This is a genomic window from Streptomyces poriferorum (assembly GCF_019399235.1).
GTDB lineage: Bacteria > Actinomycetota > Actinomycetes > Streptomycetales > Streptomycetaceae > Streptomyces > Streptomyces poriferorum.
In genome coordinates, this window is the sequence record NZ_JAELVH010000010.1 from 46,174 (window position 1) to 52,660 (window position 6,487).

Annotated in this window: 8 protein-coding genes and 1 pseudogene; 5 read left to right on the forward strand and 4 right to left on the reverse strand. The window is 67.6% G+C overall.

The genetic code is table 11. The features are described from left to right. The first annotated feature begins 69 nt into the window (after positions 1-69). The 4 genes from JGS39_RS03485 to JGS39_RS03500 are packed head-to-tail and all read left to right on the forward strand — an operon-like array spanning position 70 to position 2,861. Positions 70-297: an MbtH family protein gene (locus JGS39_RS03485; protein ID WP_219567189.1), complete on the forward strand. Its 228-nt coding sequence runs from the start codon at positions 70-72 to the stop codon at positions 295-297. Then, positions 294-1,247 carry an ABC transporter ATP-binding protein gene (locus JGS39_RS03490; protein WP_219567190.1) on the forward strand — a complete coding sequence of 318 codons (954 nt, stop codon included), beginning with the start codon at positions 294-296 and terminating at the stop codon, positions 1,245-1,247. The genes JGS39_RS03485 and JGS39_RS03490 overlap by 4 nt, the downstream gene beginning before the upstream one ends. A gap of 32 nt (positions 1,248-1,279) precedes the next feature. Beyond that, on the forward strand, positions 1,280-2,050 hold the full coding sequence (locus tag JGS39_RS03495) for an ABC transporter permease (RefSeq protein ID WP_219567191.1): 771 nt from the start codon (positions 1,280-1,282) through the stop codon (positions 2,048-2,050). A 10-nt stretch (positions 2,051-2,060) separates the two neighbouring features. Beyond that, complete coding sequence (locus JGS39_RS03500; RefSeq protein WP_219567192.1) at positions 2,061-2,861, forward strand: ABC transporter permease; 801 nt, start codon at positions 2,061-2,063, stop codon at positions 2,859-2,861. A 168-nt stretch (positions 2,862-3,029) separates the two neighbouring features. Here the strand turns inward: JGS39_RS03500 and JGS39_RS03505 are convergent. Together JGS39_RS03505 and JGS39_RS03510 are read right to left on the reverse strand one after the other, a co-directional pair. Then, a pseudogene (locus JGS39_RS03505) lies at positions 3,030-3,599 on the reverse strand (phytoene desaturase family protein); the annotation flags it as partial. Between the two features lie 67 nt (positions 3,600-3,666). Beyond that, on the reverse strand, positions 3,667-4,146 hold the full coding sequence (locus JGS39_RS03510; protein ID WP_219567193.1) for an SRPBCC family protein: 480 nt from the start codon (positions 4,144-4,146) through the stop codon (positions 3,667-3,669). A gap of 671 nt (positions 4,147-4,817) precedes the next feature. Between JGS39_RS03510 and JGS39_RS03515 the strand changes: the two genes are divergently transcribed. Next, a complete protein-coding gene (locus JGS39_RS03515) occupies positions 4,818-5,174 on the forward strand; it encodes a glycosyltransferase (protein WP_236062560.1) in 357 nt (118 codons plus the stop codon). Between the two features lie 279 nt (positions 5,175-5,453). Here the strand turns inward: JGS39_RS03515 and JGS39_RS03520 are convergent, their stop codons facing one another. Both JGS39_RS03520 and JGS39_RS03525 read right to left on the reverse strand, forming a co-directional pair. Next, positions 5,454-5,672, reverse strand: coding sequence for a hypothetical protein (locus tag JGS39_RS03520; protein ID WP_219567197.1), 219 nt, complete (start codon positions 5,670-5,672; stop codon positions 5,454-5,456). A 385-nt stretch (positions 5,673-6,057) separates the two neighbouring features. Beyond that, a partial coding sequence (locus JGS39_RS03525; RefSeq protein ID WP_219567194.1) for an MFS transporter occupies positions 6,058-6,487 on the reverse strand: 430 nt, incomplete at its 5' end.

A 6,487-nucleotide genomic window follows, 5' to 3' on the forward strand; every position in this document is an offset into this window, starting at 1 on the left:
CCGCGAGCCCGGCGTGATCCAGACGAGAGGCCCTAGGCCCGATCGGCCCCGACTGACAGGAGCAGGTGGATGTCCAACCCGTTCGACGACGCCGAAGGGCGTTTTCTGGTTCTCGTCAACGACGAGAACCAGCACTCTCTGTGGCCGGCTCCGCTGGAGGTACCCCGCGGCTGGCGGCAGGTCCACGGACCCGGCGAGCGCCGGGAATGCCTGGACGTGATCGAGGGGGCGTGGACCGATATGCGGCCTGCCTCCCTGGTCAGGTCCGAGGCCGAGGCGACCGGAGGCGAGCGATGACGGCAGCCATCGACATACGAGGGGTCACCCGCTCCTACGTGGTCAAGGGGAAGCCCGACTTCATGGCGCTCAAGGGCATTGACCTCACCATCCCCCGGGGCGAGGTGCACGCACTGCTGGGCCCGAACGGTGCCGGCAAGACCACCCTGTGCCGAATCCTCTCCACGGTCCTCCTCCCCACCTCGGGCACGGTCACGGTGCTCGGTCATGAGGTGGTGAGGGACGCAGAGAAGGCGAAGCAGTGCCTGGGCGTGGTCTTCGGGGGTGACCGCGGGCTCTACAACCGACTGAGCGCGCGGCAGAACCTGAACTTCTGGGCATCGCTCTACGGCCTGCGCCGCGGTGAACGGCGACGGCGGGTGGACGAACTGCTCGACCGGATGGGCCTGGCGCAACGCGCCGACGAACGGGTGCAGGGGTTCTCCCGCGGCATGAAGCAGCGGCTCCACCTGGCCCGGGGCCTGGTTTCCGACCCGGGTGTGCTGATCCTCGACGAGCCCACGGTCGGCATGGATCCGGTGGCGGCCCGGGACTTTCGCGACCTTGTCCGGGAACTCCGGGCCGACGGCCGCACCATACTGATGACGACCCATGACATGGCCGAGGCCGCGGAGCTCAGCGACCGGGTGTCGTTCATCGACGACGGCAACCTGGCCCTGACGGAAAGCCCCACCACGGTCGGGAACATCGTCTCTACCCGGGAACGCGTCGACGCCCGAGGCGTGCCGCAGGAGGTGCGTGACCGCCTCACCGGCCTCGCGGGCGTGGCAGCCGTGTCGGAGACGGAGGCCGGTGTCCTTCGCGTCGAGACCGAGCATTCCGAAGCCACACGACAGGTGCTGATGACGATCGTGGCAGCGGGCGTGACCGACGTCTCCAGGAGCCGGCCCTCGCTGGAAGAGGTCTATCTGCATCTCATCGGCCGCCGCGGAATGGCTGTGGGTGGATGACAGCCCTTCAGCGAGCCCCACGACGGCGCCTGATGCCCGGCTTCGGCGCCGGATTCGAATTCCAGATCGTCGCCATGCGGGGTCAGGCGGACACGTACTTCTCACTCATCACAGCGCCGTTCTTCGCCTTGGTGTTCATGTCGATCATGGAGTACTCGGGGCGCACCGACCTCAACTCGCATGCCGTCATCGCCCCCATGCTCATCACCATGTGGACGGCCGCCCTGTCCTTCTCGGGGGAGATGATCAGCGAGGACCGGGAGAACGGGCGACTGGAGTCGTTGATCGCCGCACCCATGTCTTTCGCCATGCTGCTCTTCGGGCGACTCTGCGCCTGCATGCTGCTCGCACTGCCTTCGTTCCTGATGTCCTATCTCGCGGCGGGCTCGGTCTTCGGCTATTGGCTCTCCTTCGAGCAGCCTCTGCTCTTCGCCTCTGCCCTGGTCCTCACCGCGGCGGCGACGGCGGCGACGGCGACCGCACTGTCCGCGGTCTTCGTGATCGCTCCGGGCGCCCGGAGCGTGCAGAACACCCTGTCCTTCCCGGTCTATCTGCTGGGCGGTGTGCTGGTGCCCGTTTCCCAGTACCCGGGCTGGCTCGAGGGCCTGACCCGGATCGTGTATCTGTCCTGGGGCGCCGATCTGCTGAGAGCTGCGACGACACCGGGAGCGGAGCTGGAGAACACCATCTGTTACCTGGTGATGCTCGGCCTCCTCGGGGCAACCGCCTTCGCACTCGGACGGCTGTTCATCAGTCGCTTCCTGCAACGCGCACGCGCACTCGGCGCGCTGGCCAAGGAGTGAGGGGGAAGCGATGGGAATCCATGCCCTGCGGGTCATGACGGCGGTACGGCAAGGCTTCATCGTTGCGCGCACCGACTTCGCGTGGTTCTACACGTGGAAGACGTGGCTGGGCGGCTGGCTCGTCCGAGTTCTCTGCCAGGTGGCGTTCTACAGCATCATCGGTGTGACGGTCGGAGACCCCGACTATGTGGTTCACGTGGTGCTCGGCGCCGCGCTGATGATCTGTGTCGCGGAGTCTCTGATGACCGTGGCGTCCACGACCTGGGACCTGAACCTGGGTACCTTCCCACTGCTGGCAGCCTCACCGGTCGTTCCCGGTGGCTACTACTTCGGCAGAAGCATGATGTGGCCCCTGTCCGCCACCGCTACCACCTCCATCGCGATTTTCACGATGTCGCTGTTCTTCGATCTCCACTGGACCGCGGCCGATGTCCCGCTCGTCGTCGTTTTGGTGCTGCTGACGAGCTTCGCCACGTACTGCATGGCTCTGGTGATCGGTGCGGTGGCCTTGCTGGCGCCGGGGGCGCGCAATGTCATGAGCGCCGTCGTGACCATGGCCATCACAGCCTTCTGCGGTGCGGTCGTCCCGGTCGACTTCTGGCCGTCCGGCGTGGGATGGGCAGCCCAGGCAGTGCCGGTGACGCACGGCCTCAACGCGATCCGGCACCTCGAGTCCGGAGCGGATCTCGGCGTGGTCGCACGATCAGCGGGCCTTGTCGCTCTCGTCGGCGTGGTCTGGCTCACCGTCGCCATGATCGCGTTCCGCGGGCTGTTCAACCATTCCCGAAGGGGCAGTGCCTCCCTCTCATAGCCGCGGCAGCAACCTGGCACGGACACTTCTTCAAGCCCGAGCGGTCGGCCGCCGTCACTCCTCGGTGTCGGACGGCCGGCTCAGCCGGCCAGCCTGACAGGCTGCCCTGCCCCCACCACGACCTTCCCGCTGTTCTCGCCGCGTCCGAGGCAGTGGGGACTACCCGGACGAGAGCAGGAGTCTGCCGCCCTCGCCGCGGAACTCCTCCTGGCCCAGTCGTCGCACCGGCGGCACCATCGTCCCGGCCGGTCGGAGCCCGCCTGCCGCGCGCAGCCGCAGCGCCAGCCGGGCGCCGGCGCGGACTGGGGGGAAAGGCGTGAACAGCGCGTCGATGATGCCGGGCCGCAGCGTCTCCCAGACGTTCCGCAGCTCCTTCCACGCGGCCCCGTCACCGGGAGCGAACGCCTCCGGACTCGCGGCCGTCTCTTCCAGGCCACGGCTGAGGACGGCGCAGCGGCCGTCGAGCGGGGGGTGGGCGAGTACTTTCGGGGCGTGGCTCCAACTCAGCCCCTCACGCTCCAGATGCAGACCGCGCAGCACCGGGGAAGCGGCTGCGAGGGGGCAGAAGGCGCTGAAGAGGTCGCTGGCGAACTCTGGGTCGACTCCCCGGTCGTGCCGGACCGCTCCGCCCGGCTCGTTCTGGGCTTCCAGGACCTCCACACTCCAGCCCGCGTCGGCCGGGAGGTTGGCCGCGACCAGCCCGTTGGGACCCGCCCCGATCACTACGGCGTCCGGCATGGCTGGCTCCCGGCTCGGTGGTCGGCGCCCCGCCCGGCGGAGCGGTCGGGGCCTGCGGGGTCTCGGTTCACACCTTGCGAGGTCGCGGCCGCCCGTGAGCCGTGCGGGGCGGGCTTTCACCGGCCTCGCACAGACGGGCCAGACGGCCCAGCATCACGCGGTGCCTCATTTGCTGGGCCGCGTCCAGGAGGCCGTTGTGCAGAGCTCCTCCCGCACCGCGCAGCGGGTGTTCGTCAAAGATGATCAGGGTGTGCTCGCCCCAGGGCCGCAGCTCCATCGCGATCCTGGCGGTCCCCAGCGGCCCGCTGTCCGCCTCCAGCTCGAGGACGGTGGTTGGTTCGCTGCGGCGTACCACGGTCCGGTTGTGCAGGGTGAACGGCCCGATCCTGATCTCGTATCGGAGGGTTGCTCCCAGCTCCGGCCACTGCCCCGCGTCCATCTGGGCCTTGGCGGCGCCGACTACCCAGTCCCCGTACCGTTCGGTGTCGGAAAGAACCTCCCAGACTTCTGCGGGAGGCTTCCTGATCAACCGGTGCCGTACGGCCATGCATGCCTCCGTCGCAAGAGTGCCTCGATGCCCTCCTCCCACGCTAGGCCCGGCCGCCCGCACCTGCACCTGCACCCGAGCGGCCGGGGCTGCACTCCGTACCGTCGGCGGGCGCTGCCGCACGGCAACCCGCAGGGGCCCAGGGCTTCCTGGTACGGGCGCTCCCTGTTGCACATCGCTACTGCCGCGAGCACGGTCCGAGTCTTGTGAGCAAAGAGGACGGCTGGGTGAGTCCGGGTACTTCGTCTTACCGTCCGTGGTCAACCCTGGGCATGTACGACCAGCACTGAGATCGCCCGCCACAGGCAGTGATCGCAAGCAGCTTCCCCCGCGGGGTGACCAGTTCAGCGGCATGACAATCGCGCTGCCCTGCATGCGCAACATGTCCAGCTTCGGAGCGGAGGGGGGTTGCGCTTCCCCGGAAGGACCCCGGGCGTCGGGAATGCTGTGAAGGCGGAGAAGGCGGTCACGTTCAGGAAGAGGGCGAGGAACGGGCACCGGGTACCTTCTCGACGAACCGGCACACCGCCGCAGCCATCGTGGTCGAGCCGGGAGGAGCAGTGGGTGACCAGGGACGGACCCGGCCCCGGGCGCCGACGTCTGAAGGATGCCCTGCGGAGCTGAACGGCAGGACTCAACCCGCGAACAGCTCGCCACAGGGGACTGTCATCATGTACTCGACACGCACCAACTCCTCCGAAGGACAGCCCATGATGCGTACGAGGCGTTTTGCTACCGCCGTCCTGATCACCGCGTTCGGCTTCGGCGGCTCGCTCGCCGGCACCCCGATCGCCGCTGCGTCGCCCCAGGCCGGCTGTCAGTACAAGGTCGTGTGGCCGACTGCTGGAGTTTATGAGAATCCGAATCCGAACAGTGCCGTGGTGAAGACCAAGTACGCGGGTGACATCGTTGGCGCAGCAACGTGCGAGGGCGCGTCCTACAACGAGTACGGCTATGTACTGGTCGCCACTGACGCGGCCGCGGATGGGCGGGGTTGGATGCGTGAGGGTGCCGTCGTCGCCCTGTGACCGACACTGCGGTCATTGCCCTGCGCGCAGGGCAATGACCGAGGAGGACCACACGGTAGGTGTTGCGCGAACCGAGTCCGACGTAGCGGGGCGCTCCACCCGCCGCGGCCCGTCTCGTCGCCGAGGAGGCGCGACCATGACATGGGTTCAGCCCTCATCGGCGTGCTCAAGGCATCGCGCGTCCACAGGCCTCGACGGCACCACCTCGGACGGCTCTGCAGGTTCGGCCTCGGTCGCAATGCCGCTGGTCTATCGATGCATTGACCGAGTGGAGAGTGTTCACAGGTCGGGCGAGCGCGTGCGGCCCGGCCCCTTGGCATGACGTCTGATCAGGATGATCGCGCGGTTTGGCAGTCCCTCTCGCCACACCGGAACCTGTGATCTCGCCTTCACCACCACGGGCGGTGACACCCGCACCTCGGCTTCCTCACGCAGCCCATCCACACGACGGCGGGCGGCTAGCTCGTGCTGTTCCAGCAGTCCGGCAGCCGACGGCATTCACGACCTCCACGGGAGCGATGAAACGGCGGTCCATCACTCCCACACCACCCCTACGCCTGACCAGCAAAAACACAGTCTTCAGACTCGGAAAGACAACAGCCTCTGAGATAGGTGGCGCCAGGCGGGGGCGCCTGCCAACGATCACATTCCAGCTCCTCAAGGGACCGACGACGGTCGATAGATGCAGTCACCAGACGATTCATCCGTGTGGTCGGGTAGCCGGAGATCAGCCATGATCTCCGGCTACCCGACCACAACGCGAGATCTCAAACCCGGTCTGACACCGTTTTATGGGCATGATCCGACGTCGATGCGGCCGCGCATCGCCACTTACCGATGTTGCTCATCAATTGGTCGGTACATCAACAGCCACGAAATGACCTCAGTCGGTGGCCCTGGTGGTGTCCGGGATGCTGTGTGGCGTGAGTGCCCAGAGCACAAACGCGAGGCAGCTGATTGCGGCGCCGAGTGCACATACGGCGCCCCAGCCGGCCGCCGTGTACAGGGAGGTCGCGGCGATGGCGCCGGTGGCGCTGCCGATCGAGTAGAAGACCATGTATCCGCCGATCAACCGGCTGCCCGCGTCCGGGTGCAGCGCATAGATCAGGGTCTGGTTGGTGACATGGACCGCCTGCACGGCGAGATCGAGGAGGATCACGCCGACGACCAGGGCCCAGAGCGAGCTGCGGGTGAAGGCCAAGGGCAGCCACGAGGCAGCGAGCAGCGCCAGGGCGGTGCCGGTGGTCCGTTGGGAGAGCCCGCGGTCGTTCAGGCTGCCCGCCACGGTCGCTGCTAGGCACTGTTTCTCGGAT